Raw genomic sequence first — 18,119 nt, 5'->3', positions numbered from 1 at the left:
GGGGGACTTCAGTTGCCAGCAGGCAGGAACAGCAGCAGCGCCGCGCCCAGTGCGATCCGGTAGTACGCGAACGCAGTGAAGCGGTGCGCCTTGATGTAGCCCAGCAGCCACTTCACTACGACGAAGCCGGTGATGACCGCGGCAACGAAGGCCACGCCCACGTCGGTCCAGTTCTCGCTGGCCAGCTTGCCGTCCTTGGCCAGTTCCAGGAACGCGTAGGCACTGGCGGCGAACATGGTCGGAATACCCACCAGGAACACGAATTCAGTCGCCGCCGCGCGCCGGCTCAGGCCGAACAGCATGGCGATGAAGATTGCCGCTGCCGAACGCGACGTGCCCGGGAATACGCCCGCCACCACCTGGGCCAGGCCGACCAGCACCGCCACCTTCCAGGTGACCTCGTCCCGGTCGGGCAGGCGCGCGGCGCGCATTTCCACCAGGATCATCCAGATGCCGCCGATGATCAGCGCCCAGGCGATCGGGGTCACCGTCTCCGGCAGCTCCCAACCGGCCAGGCGCACCGGCAGGCCGACCACGGCGGTGACCAGGAAGGCGGTGCCCAGCTTCAGCACGTAGTCGCGGTTGGCGCGGTCGTGCAGGCCGGTGGCCAGCGACCACAGGCGCTGGCGGAACACCAGGGTGATCGCCAGGATCGCGCCGGCCTGGATCACGATGTTGAAGAAGTCCGAGCGCGCGCCCAGCCAGTGCTGGGCGATCAGCAGGTGGCCGGTGCTGGAGATCGGCAGGAATTCGGTAAGGCCTTCAAGAATGCCCAACAGCAGGGCGGAAAACAGGTCGGACATCGGCGCGCACGGGCTCTGGTTGATGCCGGGCGGTGCCCGGCGGCGGTCCCGATCATAAAACATCAATGCCCGCACCAAATGTGTGCGTGGTGCGGCCGTTGCACCATCGTGGTGCGCAGCGTTCAGGCGCCAGTTCAGTGCAGGCCGTGTGAAATCAACCACTTGTGCGCCGCAGAAAGTTGGCACGGGGATTGCTCTACCCACACAGGCAATCACCCATCTGAGGTTTCACCGATGTCCGTGGAAAACGTTGAGAAGCTGATCAAGGACAACCAGATCGAGTTCATCGACCTGCGTTTCGTTGACATGCGCGGTGTGGAGCAGCACGTCACCTTCCCGGCCAGCATCGTGGAGCCGTCGCTGTTCGAAGAAGGCAAGATGTTCGACGGCAGCTCGATCGCCGGCTGGAAGGGCATCGCCGAGTCGGACATGGTGCTGATGCCGGATCCGTCCAGCGCCTACGTCGACCCGTTCTACCAGCATCCGACCCTGGTCATCACCTGCGACATCCTCGACCCGGCCACCATGCAGCCGTACGGCCGCTGCCCGCGCGGCATCGCCAAGCGCGCCGAAGCCTACCTGAAGTCCTCCGGCATCGCCGAGCAGGCCTTCTTCGGTCCGGAGCCGGAGTTCTTCATCTTCGACTCGGTCCGTTTCGCCAATGACATGGGCAACACCTTCTTCAAGATCGACTCCGAAGAAGCGGCCTGGAGCACCGGCGACAAGTACGACGGCGCCAACAGCGGCTACCGTCCGGCCGTGAAGGGCGGCTACTTCCCGGTGCCGCCGACCGACTCGCTGCACGACCTGCGCGCTGAAATGTGCAAGGTGCTGGAACAGGTCGGCATCGAAGTGGAAGTGCAGCACCACGAAGTGGCCACCGCCGGCCAGTGCGAGATCGGCACCAAGTTCAGCACCCTGGTGCAGAAGGCCGACGAACTGCTGCGCATGAAGCACGTCATCAAGAACGTCGCCCACCGCAACGGCAAGACCGCCACCTTCATGCCCAAGCCGATCGTCGGCGACAACGGCAGCGGCATGCACGTGCACCAGTCGCTGTCCAAGGGCGGCACCAACCTGTTCTCCGGCGACGGCTACGGCGGCCTGAGCCAGATGGCGCTGTGGTACATCGGCGGCATCTTCAAGCACGCCAAGGCGATCAACGCCTTCGCCAACTCGGGCACCAACAGCTACAAGCGCCTGGTGCCGGGCTTCGAAGCCCCGGTCATGCTGGCCTACTCGGCGCGTAACCGTTCCGCCTCGTGCCGCATTCCGTGGGTGTCCAACCCGAAGGCACGCCGCATCGAAATGCGTTTCCCCGATCCGATCCAGTCCGGCTACCTGACCTTCACCGTGCTGATGATGGCCGGCCTGGACGGCATCAAGAACCAGATCGACCCGGGCGCACCGAGCGACAAGGACCTGTACGACCTGCCGCCGGAAGAAGAGAAGCTGATCCCGCAGGTCTGCTCCAGCCTCGACCAGGCGCTGGAAGCGCTGGACAAGGACCGTGAGTTCCTGAAGGCCGGCGGCGTGATGACCGACGACTTCATCGACGGCTACATCGCGCTGAAGATGCAGGAAGTGACCCGCTTCCGCGCCGCAACCCATCCGCTGGAATACCAGATGTACTACGCGGTCTGAGCAACAGGTGGCGATGCCGAAGGACTTCCCTCCCACCTTCTGCATCGCCACCGCTTTTCGCACCACCGCGCACCGGCTGGGGAGCCAGGCGCGGGCACCACGCACCACCGTTTTACAGGGGCAAGAGAGACCGGACGCGCAGCATGGGCCTTCCTCCCTCCCGCGTCATCGCGGTCCATGCAGTCCGGCGCAAACGACCGGCGGCCATGTGCAAGTGGCCGTCGGCTCCATCCATCTTCGGGGCATGCGCATGAAATTGATCTCCGCCATCATCCGGCCGTTCAAGCTCGACGAGGTCCGCGAGGCCCTCTCCGATGCGGGCGTGTCGGGCATCACCGTGACTGAAGTAAAAGGCTTCGGCCGCCAGAAGGGCCACACCGAGTTGTATCGCGGCGCCGAGTACGTCGTGGATTTCCTGCCCAAGATCAAGATCGAAACCGTGGTGACCGACGAACGCCTGGACGCCGTGGTTGAAGCGATCCAGACCGCCGCCGGCACCGGCAAGATCGGCGACGGCAAGATCTTCGTCACCGCCGTCGAACAGGTCATCCGGATCCGCACCGGCGAATTCGGCGCAGACGCGCTCTAACCCCACTCGGAGCCCACAATGAAGACTTCCTTGTTCACCGGGTGGCAAGCCCGGTTCCATGCCGTGTGCCTGTTGATGCTGTTCAGCGCGCTCGCGGTGGGTGCACTCAGTGGTACCGCGCACGCGCAGGCACAGGTCTCGCCAGCGCCGAGCGAAACCGTCGCGGTCGAACCGCTGCCGTCGCCCGAAGCGGCCCCGGCGCCCGCCGCGGAAGCCGAAGCCGCGCCCGCTTTTGATCGCGGCGACGTCGCCTGGATGCTCACCTCCACCCTGCTGGTGCTGCTGATGGTGGTACCCGGTCTTGCGCTGTTCTACGGCGGCCTGGTGCGCTCCAAGAATGTACTTTCCGTGCTCAGCCAGATCCTGGTGGTGTTCTCGCTGGTGCTGATGCTGTGGGTGGCCTATGGCTACAGCGCGGTGTTCAGCGAAGGCAACCAGTTCTTCGGCTCGTTCACCCAGTTCGCGTTCCTCAAGGGCTTCACGCCGGAGTCGGTAGGCAACACCCCGATCAAGGGCCTGCCGGACTATCTGTTCGTGGCGTTCCAGTCCACCTTCGCCGGCATCACCACCGCGCTGATCGTCGGCGCGTTCGCCGAACGCATCAAGTTCAAGGCAGTGCTGCTGTTCTCGGCGCTGTGGTTCACCCTCAGCTACATCCCGATGGCGCATATCGTGTGGGGTGGCGGCTACCTGGGGGCGATGGGCGCGATCGACTTTGCCGGGGGCACCGTGGTGCACATCAATGCCGGCGTGGCCGGCCTGGTCGCGGCGTACTTCGTCGGCAAGCGCATCGGCTACGGCCAGACCGCGCTGAAGCCGCACAACGTGCCGCTCACCTACATCGGCGCGATGCTGCTGTGGGTGGGCTGGTTCGGCTTCAACGCCGGTTCGGCTGCTGCCGCCGACACCGTCGCCTCGCTGGCCTTCATCAACACCATCCTCGCCACCGCGGCCGCGGTACTCGGCTGGACCCTGGTGGAAGCGGTCAGCAAGGGCAAGCCGTCCGCACTGGGTGCCGCCTCCGGCGCAGTGGCCGGCCTGGTCGGCATCACCCCGGCCTGCGGCACCGTTGGCCCGCTGGGCGCGATCGTGATCGGCCTGGTTACCGGCGTGGTCTGCGTCTGGGGTGTCACTGGCCTGAAGCGCCTGCTCAAGGTGGATGACACCGCCGATGTGTTCGGTGTGCACGGCGTCGGTGGCATCGTCGGCGCCCTGCTCACCGGTGTGTTCAGTGCACAGTCGCTGGGCGGCACCAATGCCGACCTCGACATCGGCCACCAGGTCTGGGTGCAGTTCGTCAGCGTCGGCTTCACCATTGTCTGGTGCGCCGTGGTCACCGTGGCGATCCTGCTGGTGGTGCGCATGGTGTTTGGCCTGCGCGTGACCGAGGAAGCCGAGCGCACCGGCCTGGACGTCACCTCGCACGGCGAGTCGGCCTACGAGGTCTGAGCGCGCGGCGTCACACTATCTTCGGGGCAACACCTTTGCGTTGATCGACGTTACCTCTTGACGTCACAGCCGGCGGCCTTCGGACCGCCGGCTTTTTAGTGTCCGAAGGCTTCACGGCGATGTCTCAATTTCGCAAAGAATGAGAATTTTCCTACTGTTTCCGGCCCCCAATTCCATTAAAGTCCTCCGGCCGCAGGCTGACCCGTCGCCGCGTGCGCCAGACTCAGCTGCCAAGGATGTGCGTGAAAAGGGATCAAGGACGTATCGATCGCAGCCGTGCGCTGCGCTGGCGCTTGGCCGTGGCTGTTGCCATCGCCTGCCTGCCCACCGCCGTGGGCGCGCAGGTTGCCCGGCCGTCGGACCAGGAACTGTTGCGCCAGCAGGAGCGTGAGCGTGTGCTGCGCGAGCAGCAGGAAACCACGCCCGACGTGCGCCTGCAGGCCACGCCCGAGGAAGCCGTGGGTCGCCTGCCGGCCAACGAATCGCCGTGCTTCACCATCGACCACATCGTGCTGGAGGGAGACCTCGCCGAACGTTTCCGCTGGGCGCTGAAGGCTGCCGATCCGCGCAACGATCCGGCCAGCGGCCGCTGCCTGGGCACCACCGGGGTGGACATCGTGATGAAGCGCGTGCAGAACGCGATCATCGCGCGCGGCTTCGTCACCACCCGCATCCTGGCTGCGCCGCAGGACCTCAAGAGCGGCACGCTCACCCTGACCGTTGTGCCCGGCCGCATCCATGCGGTGCGCTTTGCCAGCGACGAGGGTCGCACTCCGGCGCTTTGGAATGCGCTGTCGGTTGGCCCGGGCGACCTGCTCAACCTGCGCGACATCGAGCAGGCACTGGAGAACCTGCAGCGCGTGCCCACGGCTGCGGTCGACATCCAGATCGCGCCGCCGCAGGAAGGCGCTGCGGCCCGGCCCGGCGAAAGCGACCTGGTGATCAGCTGGAGCCAGCGCGCACCGGTGCGCCTGAACCTGACCCTGGACGATGCCGGCAGCACCTCCACCGGCAAGCTGCAGGCCGGTGCCACGCTGTCGCTGGACAACCTGGCCGGGTTGAGCGACCTGTTCTATTTCAACGCCGGCAAGTCGGTGTTCAACGGCAGGGCACGCGGCACCGACAGCTGGGCCGCCCATTACAGCGTGCCGATGGGCTGGTGGCAGTTGGGCGCCAACGCCAGCGAGTACGACTACCAGCAGACCGTGGCAGGTGCATTCGAGACCTACGAATACAGCGGCTCCAGCCGCAACGCCGAGCTGCGCCTGACCCGCATGCTGTATCGCAACGCCCACGCCAAGACCAGCATGTACGGGCGTGGCTGGTACCGCGAGTCGGACAACTTCATCGACGACACCGAGATCCTGGTGCAGCGTCGGCGCATGGCCGGCTGGGAGCTGGGCCTGGGCCACCGCCACTTCATCGGCAAGGCCACGCTCGACGCGAACCTGGCCTACCGCCGTGGCACCGGCGCGTTCGACGCGCTGGAAGCACCGGAACAGGGCTTCGGCGAAGGCACCGCACGCGGCAAGATCATCACCGCCGACGCCCAGCTCACCGTGCCGATGCAGTGGGGCGGGCAGGCACTGCGCTACACCGGCAGCTGGCGCGCGCAGTGGAACCGTACCCGGCTGGTACCGCAGGACCGCTTCTCCATCGGCGGCCGCTACACCGTGCGCGGGTTCGATGGCGAAGTCTCGCTCACCGGCGAGCGCGGCTGGCTGCTGCGCAATGAGCTGGCGTTCGCCCTCGGCGGCGGGGTCGAAAGCTACGTCGCGGTCGACCACGGCCAGGTCAGCGGCCCGTCCACCGAGTACCTGCTGGGCGACCGCCTCACCGGCATGGCGCTGGGCCTGCGCGGTGGCACCCGTCACCTGCAGTGGGAAGGTTTCGTCGGCAGTCCGCTGCACAAACCCGACGGTTTCCAGACCGCCTACACCACCTTTGGCATGAACCTCGGCGTCTCGTTCTGACGCCAGCTGCATGGCCGCGTGCCTGACCGGTGCGCGCACCCTACACCGCATTGAAAGGAAGCAACGCTGTGAATCGAGTCTACCGCCTGGTCTTCAACCGCACGTTGGGTGTCATGCAGGTCGCTTCGGAGCTGGTCAACGCACCACGCGGCGGCTGCGACGCACGCGGTGGCAACGGCGTGGCCACGTTGCGGCCGATGAGCTTCGCACTGTGGCTGGCACTGGGCTGGGTCGGCGTGGTGCAGCCGCTGTCCGCGCAGCAGTCGCCCAATGCCGGCCGCATCATCGCCGACCCCAATGCACCGGCCGAGCAGCGCCCCACCGTGGTCAGCTCGGCCAACGGCACCCCGCAGGTCAACATCACCACGCCCAGCCGGGCCGGTGTGTCGCGCAACCAGTACCAGCAGTTCGACGTCGGTTCGCAGGGCGCCATCCTCAACAACGCCCGCACCGACACCCAGACCCAGATCGGTGGGTGGGTGCAGGGCAACCCGTGGCTGGCTACCGGCACGGCGCGGGTCATCCTCAATGAGGTCAACAGCAGCAACCCCAGCCAGCTCAACGGCTACATCGAAGTGGCCGGCGCCCGTGCGCAGGTGGTGATCGCCAACCCGGCCGGCATCCAGATCGACGGCGCCGGCTTCCTCAACGCCAGCCGCGTCACCCTCACCACCGGCAGCCCGATCGTCAGCAACGGCGCGCTGGAAGGCTACCGGGTCAACGGCGGCGCCATCCGTATTGCCGGTGCCGGCCTGGATGCCAGCCGCGCCGACTACACCGACATCATCACCCGCTCGCTGCAGGTCAACGCCGGCATCTGGGCCAACCAGCTGCAGGCCAGCCTGGGCACCAACGTGGTCAGTGCCGACCACACCGGCGTTGCCGCGCAGGCCGCCGACGGCGCCGCGCCGGCGTTCGCGCTGGACGTGGGTGCATTGGGCGGCATGTATGCCAACCGCATCTGGCTGGTCGGCAACGAACACGGCGTGGGCATGCGCAACGCCGGCAAGATCGGTGCGCAGGCCGGCGAACTGGTGGTCACCGCCGACGGTCGACTGGAAAACACCGGCGCGCTGCATGCCCAGCAGGACACCCGGGTGAGCGCCAGCGGCGGCGTGGCCAATGCCGGCACGCTCAGCGCCGAGCGCGAACTGCGCGTGGACACCCCGGCCGACATCGACAACAGCGGCGGTACGCTCAACGCGCGCCGGATCGAACTCAACGCCGATGCGCTGCGCAACCGCGCCGGCAGCATCGAGCAGGTCGGCGCGCAGGCGCTGCAGCTGACCGGTGCCGACATCCGCAACGTGCAGGGTCGGATCGGCACCGTGGCCAGCACAACCCCGGGCGAGGGCAGCGGTGGCGGCAACAGCGGTGGCAACACCGGTGGCGGTACGCCTGCGCCGGGCACGGGCGGCACTCCCGGGACCGGCACCGGCACGCCGACCCCGGGTACCGGCACGGTCACCCCGCCGGTCACCCCTGTCGTACTGGCGGCCGGCGTGCTCAACATCGCCCACACCCTGGACAACGACGGTGGCGCCATCGACGGCAGCGGTGCGCTGCAGCTGCAGGCCGGCAACAGCCTGGACAACAGTGGCGGCACGCTCGGCGTGGACACGCTGAAGGTGCAGGGCGAGGCACTGCGCAACGTGGGCGGCACGCTCGACGTGCAGGGCGCCGCCAGCGCCAAGGTGGGCACGCTGGACAACAGCGGTGGCCGCATCAACCTGGCCCAGGGCGTGGAACTGCAGGCGCAGACCCTGCTCAACCGCGGCGGAACGCTGGCCCATGGCGGCACCGCCAGCACCGGCTGGTCGATCGGCACACTCGACAACAGCGACGGCAGCATCGCCAGCAATGCGGCCAGCCTCGGCCTGGACGTCGGCGCGCTGGTCAACACGCGCGGCAGCATCAGCCATGCCGGTGGCAATGGCCTGCAGCTGCGTGCCGGGCGTCTGGACGGCAGCGGGGGCACGATCGCCACCGGCGGCAACATCGACCTGCTGCTGGGCACCGCCGACCATCGCAATGCACAGCTGATCGCCAACCAGGTCAGCCTCTCGGCTACCGCCTTCGACAACCGCGGCGGCACCGTGCTGTCCACCGGGCAGCAGGCCAGCAGCCTGCATGTGCAGGACCACCTGGACAACAGCGACGGCGGCACGCTGGCCAGCAACGGCGACCTGCACGTCAGCGCGGACACGCTCGGCAATGCCGGCGGCACCGTCCAGCAGGCCGGCACCGGCAGCCTGCAGATCAACGCGCACACCCTGAACGGCGCGGGCGGCACCCTGCTCAGCAACGGCAGCCTGTCGCTGCAGGGCAACAGCACCGACCTGCGCGACGGCACCACCGCCGCGCAGCGCATCGACATCCGCACCGGCGACCTGGTCACGGCCGGCGGCTCGCTCACCTCGGCCAGCACCGATGTGTTGCGGCTGCAGGTGGCACGCACCCTGAACAACAGCGGCGGCGTGCTCGGCAGCAACGGCGCACTCGCCATCGACAGCACCACGCTGATCAACAATGGCGGCAAGCTGATCGCCGCCGGCACCGACGCGACCACCGTGCGCGCGACCGCGCAGCTGCAGAACGATGGCGGCATGCTGTCCAGCAACGGCGACCTGCGCATCGATACCGACGGCCTGCTCAACACGGGCGGCAGCATCGACCATGCCGGCACCGGCACCCTGCAGATCACCGCCGGCAACGTGCAGGGCGGCGAAGGCAGCATTGCCAGCAACGGCCTGCTGCAGCTGCAGGCGCAGGCGCTTGACCTGCACAAGGGCAGCACCCGCGCACGCCAGGTGGACATCCAGGCGGGCTCGCTGGACAACAGCGGCGGCAGCCTGCTGTCGACGGGTGACCAGGCACTGCAGCTGCGCGTCGACGGCAACCTCGTCAACGACGGCGGTGCGATCAGCGCCAATGGGGCGCAGCAGATCGACGCCGGCGCCCTGAGCAATCGCGGCGGCGCACTGAATTCGGCCGGTACCGGGGCCACCCGGATCAGCGTGACCGGCACCTTGGACAACACCGCTGGCAGCCTGGCCAGCAACGGCACGACACTGCAGCTGCAGAGCGGCGCGCTGGTCAATGCCGACGGCACCCTCAGCCACGCAGGCAGCGGTGGCCTGACCATCAACACCGGGCGCCTTGACGGCAAGGACGGCCAGATCGGTACGGCCGGCACGCTTTCCCTGCATGCGGGCGCGATCGATCATCGCGGCGCCTCGCTGGCCGCCACCCAGCTCGACCTCACGGCCGCGTCGCTGGACAACCGCGGCGGCAGCATCGTCGCCACCGGGACCGGCGCCAACACGCTGCAGGTGACCGGCACGCTCGACAACGGCGACGGCGGCAGCCTGGCCAGCAATGGCGACCTGGAGATCAGCGCCGACACCCTGGGCAATGCAGGCGGCAGCATCCAGCAGGCCGGTACCGGTGCGCTCACCCTCGACGTGGACACGCTGTCCGGCGCCGGCGGCACCCTGCTCAGCAACGGTGCGCTCAGCCTGCATGGCGACACGCTCGACCTGCGCAATGGCACCACGGCGGCGCAGCACATCCAGATCGACAGCAACCGGCTGGTCACCGCCGGCGGCCAGCTCAGTGCGCTGGGCAGCGGCACCCTGCAGGTGCAAGTCCGCACCCTGCTCGACAACAGCGGCGGCACGCTGGGCAGCAACGGCGCGGTGGATATCGACGCCGGCAGCTTCATCAACGACCACGGCAAGCTGATCGCCGCTGGCGAGGCCGCCTCGCGGATCCGCGTGGCCAACGCGCTGGACAACACCGCGGGTGCGATCTCCGGCAATGGCGACCTGCGCATCGAGGCGGCCTCGGTGCGCAACGCGCAGGGCAGCATCGTCGCCAGCGACGCGCTGCAGCTGCAGGGAGAGGAGCTGGACCTGCGTGACGGTGCGGTCGGAGCCATCGACATCACCGTGCAGGCGGGCAGCCTCGACAATAGCGGCGGCACGCTCAGTGCCACCGGCACCGGCGAAATGTCCCTGCAGGTACGCGACCAGCTGGCCAACAACGGCGGCACCATTGCGTCCAACGGTGCGCAGCGCATCGACGCCGGGTCCATAAGCAACCGCGAGGGCACCCTGAGCGCGGCCGGTACCGCCAACAGCCAGATCACGGTCAGCGGCGCACTCGACAACAGCAAGGGCCTGATCGCCAGCAACGCCGCCGCACTGGCGGTGAGCGCCGGCAGCCTGCGCAACGAGCAGGGCACCTTCAACCACGCCGGTACGCAGGGCTTCACGCTCACCACCGGGCAGCTGGACGGCCGCGACGGCACCGTGGTCACCGCCGGCACCCTGAACCTGTCGGCCGGTGCAGTGGACCACCGTGGCGCCACCGTGCAGGCCGCGCAGATCGCGCTGGACGCGCAGTCCTTCGACAATCGCGGTGGCAAGCTGATCGCCACCGGTACCGGCGCCAACCGCCTCACCGTGGCGGACGCGCTGGACAACGGCGACGACGGCCTGATCGCCACCAATGGCGATGTGGTGATCGAGGCGGCGACCTTCGGCAATGCCGGCGGCACCGTGCAGCAGGCCGGCACCGGCCTGCTCGACATCACCGCAACTACCCTCAACGGCGCCGGCGGCACGCTGGTCAGCAACGGTGGCCTGTCCGTACAGGGCGAGAACATCGACCTGCGCGACGGCACCACCTCGGCCCAGCGCATCCGTATCGACAGCGGCACCCTGACTACCGCAGGCGGCACGCTCACCGCCACGAGCACCGACGCGCTGGTGCTGCATGCGCGCAACCAGCTCGACAACAGTGGCGGCACCCTCGCCGGCAACGGCGCGCTGGACCTGCGTGCGGGCACGCTGCTCAACAGCGGCGGCACCGTGCAGGCCGCCGGCACTGCCGCCAGCCAGATCAGCGTCGACAACGCACTGGACAACCGCACCGGCAAGATCCTGGTCAGCGGCGACCTCGACATCACCGCCGCCAGCCTCGACAACCAGGGCGGCACGCTGCACAGCGCCGCCGACCTCCACGTGGACGTGGACGGTCTGCTCGACAACAGCAACGCCGGCCTGATCGCCAGCGGCGGCGACGCCACCCTCAGCGCGGACACGCTGGACAACCGCAGCGGCAGCATCGAACAGGCCGGCGACGGCCAGCTGCAGATCGACGTGGTCACCCTGCAGGGCGCAGGAGGCCGCATCGTCAGCAACGGCGCGTTGGACCTGCAGGGTGAAGCGGTGGATATCAGTGGCGGCACCACCGCCGCACGCGATGTCCGCGTCATCGCAGGCAGCCTGCAGAATGCCGGCGGCACGCTCACCTCCACCGGTGAGCAGGCCATGGTGGTGCAGGTGCGCGACGCGCTCGGCAACGACGGTGGCACGCTGGCCGCCAACGGCGCGCAGCAGATCAGCGCGGGCGCGCTGTCCAACGTAGGCGGCACCCTGAGCTCGGCCGGCAGCGCCGATACCCGCATCGAGGTCACCGGCCAGTTCGACAACAGCCGCGGCACCGTGGCCAGCAATGCCAATGCGCTGCTGGTGAAGAGCGGCAACCTGGTCAACGAGGCCGGCCGCATCGCCCACGCCGGCGAAGGTGGCCTGACCGTACAGACCGGCAGCCTGAAGGGCCAGCAGGGCAGCATCGCTACGGCGGGGGCCCTGACCCTGCGCGCCGGCGACGTCGACCACCGCGACGCCACCCTCAGCGCCAACCAGCTCGACCTCATTGCCTCCAGCTTCGACAACCAGGGCGGCACCGTGCTGTCCGGCGGCACCGGGGCCAGCACGATTGCCGTGCAGGGCACCTTGGACAACGGCGCCGGCGGTACCCTGGCCAGCAACGGCGACCTGCAGGTCACCGCGGCGACGCTGGGCAATGCCGGCGGCACCGTGCAGCACGCCGGCACTGGCACCCTGGCGATCAACGCCCACACCCTCAGCGGCGAGGGCGGCAAGCTGCTCAGCAATGGCAGCCTGCAGCTGGTGGGCGAAACCACCGACCTGCGCAATGGCACCACCGCCGCACAACGCATCAACGTGCAGACCGGTGAGCTGGTCACCGCCGGTGGCAGCCTGACCGCCGCCGGTACCGACGCGCTGGTACTCAACGTGCGCGGCGCCATGGACAACACCGCCGGCACCGTCGCCACCAACGGTGCGCTGGACCTGCGCGCCGCGCAGCTGCTCAACAACCAGGGCACGCTGCAGGCCGCCGGTACCGCCAGCAGCCAGCTGATTGTCGGTGGCGCACTCGAGAACCGTAGCGGCCGCATCCTCACCGGCGGTACTACGACGGTTACCGCTGCCAGCATCGAAAACCGCGCCGGCATCGTCCACAGCGACGGCACCGCCGCGCTGACCGTCACCGTCGACGGCCTGCTCGACAACAGCGCACAGGGCACGATCAACGCGGGCGGCGATGCCGACATCACGGCGGGCACAGTCAATAACGCGGCGGGCATCCTCGCCGCCGGTGCCGCCCTGCAGCTCGACACGGCCACCCAGCTCAACAATGCCGCCGGTCTGATCCAGGCTGGTACCGCGCTGGCACTGGACGCCGCCGGCATGAACAACCAGGCCGGCAGGGTCATTGCCGGCAGCATCGACCTCGACACCCATGGCCTGGCGCTCGACAACCGCGCCGGCACCGTCGCCAGCCTGACCGGCGCCAACACGCTGCGCACCGGCCTGCTCGACAACAGCGGCGGCCTGCTGCAATCGGCCGGCAACCTGCGCATCGACACCTCCGGCCAGGCGCTGCTCAACGCCCATGCCAACGGCAATGGCATCAACAGCAGCGGTACCCTCGACATCACCAGCGGCGCCTTCGACAACCGCGCCGGTGCGGTGTTCGGGCAGGGCGCCATCACCGTCAATGCCAGCAGCGTGGACAATTCCGGTGGCGGCTCGCTGCAGGGCGCAAGCGACCTCACCCTCCGCGCGCAGAGCCTCACCAACGTCGGTGGCGCCATCAGCGTCGGCCGCAACGCCGACATCGCACTGCCCGGCGCGCTGGACAACCGCAGTGGGCTGGTCGCCGCCGTCGGCACGCTCAGCGTGCAGGCCGCCAGCGTCGACAACCGCAACACCCTCAGCGCGCCCAACGGCCCGGCCCTGGGACTGCAGGGCAAGCAGCTGCAGGTGACCACGGGCAGTCTGGACAACCAGCAGGGCCAGGTCCTGGCCGACAACCTGAAGCTGCAGCTCGGCGGTCTGTTGAACAACACCGGTGGCCAGGTGTCCGCCGCCCAGACCTCCGAGATCAACGCCGACAGCATCGCCAACGCAGGCGGCACGCTGGTGGCCGGCAGCAAACAGATCATCCGCACCCGCGAGATCACCGGCAACGGCAAGCTGCTCTCGCAGGGCGACATGACCCTGGAGCTGCGCCAGAGCTACACCAACACCAGCGAGCTGGCCGCCAATGGCACGCTCACCCTTGCCATCCAGGGCAACCTGGACAACCAGGGCAAGCTGCAGGGTGCCGGGGTCAACATCAGCGCCGGCAACATCCATAACGCGGCCACTGGCGAAATCAGCAGCGTCGGCCTGACCCGCCTGGTCGCCAACGGCGAGCTGGTCAACCGTGGCCTGCTGGACGGCCACACCACCCATATCGACGCGGGTACGCTGACCAACATCGGCACCGGCCGCATCTATGGCGACCGCATCGCGATCAACGCCGGCACCCTCAACAACATCGCCGAGAACGTCGGCGGCGTGGAGCGCTCGGCCACCATCGCCGCGCGCCAGCGGCTGGACCTGGGCGTGGGCGTGCTGACCAACCGCGGCAAGAGCCTGATCTTCAGCGACGGCGACGCCTTCATCGGTGGCGGGCTGAGCGGCTTGAATGCGGTAGGCACCGCGCAGCGCATCGACAACCTCAGCGCCACCATCGACATCGCCGGCAACCTGGACATCAACGCGCTGGCGGTCAACAACATCCGCGAGAACGTGGTGGTGGAGCAGAAGACCACCCAGTACGGCCCGGTCACGCTGAGCCAGCCGGGCTGGTTCAAGAACGGCAACAACACCGGCGCCTTGCGCAATACCTCCAACTTCCAGCCCAACGAGGTCTACTACCTCAACCCGGACGACATCCTGGAAGACAGCGCCTACATCACGCCCGACGGCCAGCAGATCCGCCGCGCCGTGGTGCGCCTGACCGCCAACACCAGCGCCTACTACTTCGCGCGCGGCGGCCTGTACGGGGCACGCGGGGAGCGCTCGCGCCTGACCGTCCAGGACGGCACCGTGGTGATCTACTACGTGGGCCGTTCCGACAACCGCAACAACCCCGACCAGCTCGGTGCCGGCGCCGAAGATCCGTTCCGCGACCTCTCCGCGAGCCAGCCGGGCAGCCCGGCGTTCCGCTATGAATCGGACACGCTCAGCTACAACAACGCCTACGGCACCTGCACCACCAACTGCGTGCAGCTGATCACCTACCCGGACTACGACAATCCGGACGCGATGCTGATCAACATGCAGCGCCATCCAGAGGAGACCAGCGGCAACGAACAGCGCCGCGTGGCGACCCGCACCACCGTGGAAGACGTGCTGGTCTCGGCCGGCGCCGACGCGGTGATTACCGCGGGCGGCAACATCAACATCGCTACCGACGCGCTGCTCAATGAGTACGCCAGCATCGCCGCCGGTCGCGACTTCAGCATCCGGGGGCTGAACGTTGCAACGTCGTCGGTGATCAACCGATCGCGCACGCTGCAGCGCACCGACAGCTTCAACAACGTGTCCTACACCTACGGTGGCTCGTCCAGCCGCTGGAGTGCCGCGCCGATCACCCAGACCCTGGGTGTGCTCGGCACCGAAATCACGGCCGGCGGCAAGCTCATCATCGACGTGGGCAACCTGCGCAACGAGAACGTCGGCAGCAGTGGTCCCAGCGTGGGCAACGGCAACGGCACCTCCAACCTCAACACCAGCGGCCCCGGTGCAGGCTCGGTGGGTCCGGGCGCCGGTGCCGTACAGGGCCCCGGCCAGAGCACTGGCCAGGGTGCGGGTCCGGTGAGCGCGCAGGGACCGGGCGCGGCGTCTGCCGCCCAGGGTGAGAACGGCACCGTCGTGCAGGGCCCCGGCAGCGCCGGCGCGCAGCTGGCCGACACCGCCACCGCGCAGGGCCCGGGCCAGGTCGGCTCGGCCGGCCCCGGCAGCGGCGGTGCACAGGACATCAGCGCCGCGCAGGCCGGCCAAGCCACGGCCAATGGCCCGGCCGCGGTGCAGGCGGGCAGCAGCAACGGCAGTGGCGGCAACGCCGCACTGGACCGCAAACAGGTGGTCGCCGCCGCCGGCGATGACCCGCACGTGGTGGTGACCGCCACTCCGAACGCCAGCGCGCCAGGCGCCAGCCTGTTCAACGTGGACGCCAACCGTGGCAACTATCTGGTCGAGACCGATCCGAAGTTCGCCAACTACCGCAGCTGGCTCAGCTCCGACTACCTGCTGCAGCGTGCCGGGTTCGAGCCCACCCAGACCCAGAAGCGCCTCGGCGACGGCTTCTACGAACAGAAGCTGGTCCGCGAGCAGATCGGCGAACTCACCGGCCGCCGCTTCCTGGACGGCTACGCCAGCGACGAAGACCAGTACCGCGCGCTGCTTGAGGCCGGCGCCACCGTGGCCGGTGCCTGGGGCCTGCGCCCCGGCGTGGCGCTCACCGCCGAACAGATGGCGCGCCTTACCAGCGACATCGTCTGGTTGGTCGAACAGGACGTAACCCTGGCCGACGGCTCGGTCACCCGCGCGCTGGTGCCGCAGGTGTACCTGCGCGTGATGCCGGGCGACCTCGACAGCAACGGTGCGCTGCTGGCCGGTGCCGACATCGATATCAAGCTGCGTGGCGATCTGGTCAACAACGGCGACATCGCCGGCCGTCAGCTGGTCAGCATCGACGCCGGCAACATCCGCAACATCGGCGGCGGCCAGATCAGCGGCCAGCAGGTCGGCCTGAAGGCCAGCGGCAACATCGACATCATCGGCAGCACCGTCACCGCAACCGACGTGCTCGCACTGAAGGCCGGCGGCGACATCACCGTTGCCTCCACCACCCGCCAGTGGAGCGACAAGGGCGACATTCTGCACCAGCAGACCACCACGCTGGACCGCGTGGCCGGCCTGTATGTGACCAACAAGGACGGCGCCGGCGTGCTCAGCGTCAACGCCGGGGGCAATGTCGAGCTGCGCGCCGCGCAGCTGGCCAATGCCGGTACCGACGGCCTGACCGCCGTCGTCGCCGGTGGCGACATCAACCTGACTTCGGTCACCGAGCAGCGCAGCGTCTCGCTGACCCACGACGCGCGCAACTTCACCAGCCAGAGCCAGGCGACCCATATCGGCACCACCATCACCGGTGCCGGCGATGTGGTCCTGAACGCAGGCCGCGACCTGAACCTTGCCGCCGCCAACGTCTCGGCCGCCAACGCCCTGGTCGCCCAGGCCGGCCGTGACATCAACAGCGTCGCCGTGGTCGACACCCAGAGCTTCGAGAGCGGGGCGAAGAGCAAAAACCATTCGCGCGAAGTGACCGCCGCCAGTGGCTGGGTGCTGGGCAACCAGCTGAGTGGTGGCGAAGGCGTCGCCCTGCAGGCCGGGCGCGACCTCACCCTGCAGTCCACCACCGTAGACAGCAGCGACGGCGGCGTGGTGCTCTCGGCCGGCCGCAACGTGGCCCTGACCACCACCCAGGAGACCCATGAGCTGGTGGTGGACGAAACCACCCGCAAGAAGAAGACGCTCTCCAGCACCACCACCACCACCCACGAGCAGAGCGCGGCCAGCTACGCGGTCGGCTCCAGCGTGGGCGGCAAGACCGTGGACATCATTGCCGGCAACGACGTCTCGATCACCGGCTCCACCGTGCTGGCCGACAACGACCTGCGCATTGCCGCGGTGAACAACATCACCATCGAGTCCGCGCAGGACACCCTGAGCGAAGCCAGCAGCTTCAACCAGAAGAAGTCAGGCATCACCGGCGGTTTCGCCAATGGCGTGGCCTCGGTGGGGTACAACAGTTCGAAGTCCAACAATCAGAGCGCCAGCCAGTCCACCACCCAGGTGGGCTCCGCGGTCGGCTCCATGAACGGCAACGTCCAGCTCAACGCCGGCAACCAGCTCACCATCGCCGCCTCCGACGTCGCCGCCGGCAACGACCTGACCCTGATCGGCAAGGACATCAACCTGATCGCGCGCCAGGACACGGTGGACACGCAGAACAGCCAGTCCAGCAAGTCCAGCGGGTTCTCGATGGGCGTCACTTACGACCCGACCAAGGCCTACCGCAGCGCCCGCGACTCCACCACCGACGGCATGGCCGACAGTGGCTCGATCATGGGTGACATCACCCGCAACGCCGAGGGCACCGCCTCCGGCGTGCGCGCGGCCACCACCGCGGTGGTGGTCACCGTCGGCAGCCAGCGCTCCAGTGGCAACCAGACCCACTCCACCAGCGACGCCCGCGTGGCCCAGCTGAGCGCGGGCGGCGACATGACCCTGATCGCCAACGGCGGCTCCATCACCAGCCAGGGCGCCCAGCTCTCGGCCGAAGGTGACGCCCTGCTGCTGGCCACCAAGGACATCGTGTTCGACGTGGCCCACAACACCGAGTCCAGCACCAGCCAGAGCAGCGGCAAGGGCTGGGGCTTCGCCAACA

At 68.4% G+C, this 18,119-nt stretch carries 6 protein-coding genes; 5 read left to right on the top strand and 1 reads right to left on the bottom strand.

Features of this window, described 5'->3' with window-relative positions; genetic code table 11:
* Positions 1-8: 8 nt before the first annotated feature.
* Positions 9-803, bottom strand: a complete 795-nt coding sequence (locus C2U58_RS18875) for an undecaprenyl-diphosphate phosphatase (protein ID WP_102947219.1) — start codon at positions 801-803, stop codon at positions 9-11.
* A 234-nt stretch (positions 804-1,037) separates the two neighbouring features.
* Here C2U58_RS18875 and glnA point away from each other — a divergent pair, with 234 nt between their 5' ends.
* The 5 genes from glnA to C2U58_RS18850 all read left to right on the top strand — a co-directional run.
* Positions 1,038-2,447 (top strand): type I glutamate--ammonia ligase, encoded by a 1,410-nt coding sequence (gene glnA, locus C2U58_RS18870; RefSeq protein WP_102947218.1) that lies wholly within the window; start codon positions 1,038-1,040, stop codon positions 2,445-2,447.
* 250 nt (positions 2,448-2,697) lie between these two features.
* Positions 2,698-3,036 (top strand): P-II family nitrogen regulator, encoded by a 339-nt coding sequence (locus C2U58_RS18865; RefSeq protein WP_070207933.1) that lies wholly within the window; start codon positions 2,698-2,700, stop codon positions 3,034-3,036.
* A gap of 18 nt (positions 3,037-3,054) precedes the next feature.
* A complete protein-coding gene (amt, locus tag C2U58_RS18860) occupies positions 3,055-4,485 on the top strand; it encodes an ammonium transporter (protein ID WP_102947217.1) in 1,431 nt (476 codons plus the stop codon).
* A 236-nt stretch (positions 4,486-4,721) separates the two neighbouring features.
* On the top strand, positions 4,722-6,458 hold the full coding sequence (locus C2U58_RS18855) for a ShlB/FhaC/HecB family hemolysin secretion/activation protein (protein ID WP_102947216.1): 1,737 nt from the start codon (positions 4,722-4,724) through the stop codon (positions 6,456-6,458).
* 68 nt (positions 6,459-6,526) lie between these two features.
* Positions 6,527-18,119: hemagglutinin repeat-containing protein (locus C2U58_RS18850; protein WP_172448193.1), on the top strand; the 11,593-nt coding region annotated here is incomplete at its 3' end.

It is taken from the genome of Stenotrophomonas sp. VV52, from assembly GCF_002893095.1.
Lineage (GTDB): Bacteria > Pseudomonadota > Gammaproteobacteria > Xanthomonadales > Xanthomonadaceae > Stenotrophomonas > Stenotrophomonas aracearum.
Note: the sequence above shows the minus strand (reverse complement) of the source record. Positions and strands in the feature narration are given on the sequence as shown.

Coding starts and splice junctions, on each gene's coding strand:
- C2U58_RS18875 (WP_102947219.1), bottom strand. CDS start 803: ATGTCCGACCTGTTTTCCGCCCTGCTGTTGGGCATTCTTGAAGGCCTT.
- glnA (WP_102947218.1), top strand. CDS start 1,038: ATGTCCGTGGAAAACGTTGAGAAGCTGATCAAGGACAACCAGATCGAG.
- C2U58_RS18865 (WP_070207933.1), top strand. CDS start 2,698: ATGAAATTGATCTCCGCCATCATCCGGCCGTTCAAGCTCGACGAGGTC.
- amt (WP_102947217.1), top strand. CDS start 3,055: ATGAAGACTTCCTTGTTCACCGGGTGGCAAGCCCGGTTCCATGCCGTG.
- C2U58_RS18855 (WP_102947216.1), top strand. CDS start 4,722: ATGTGCGTGAAAAGGGATCAAGGACGTATCGATCGCAGCCGTGCGCTG.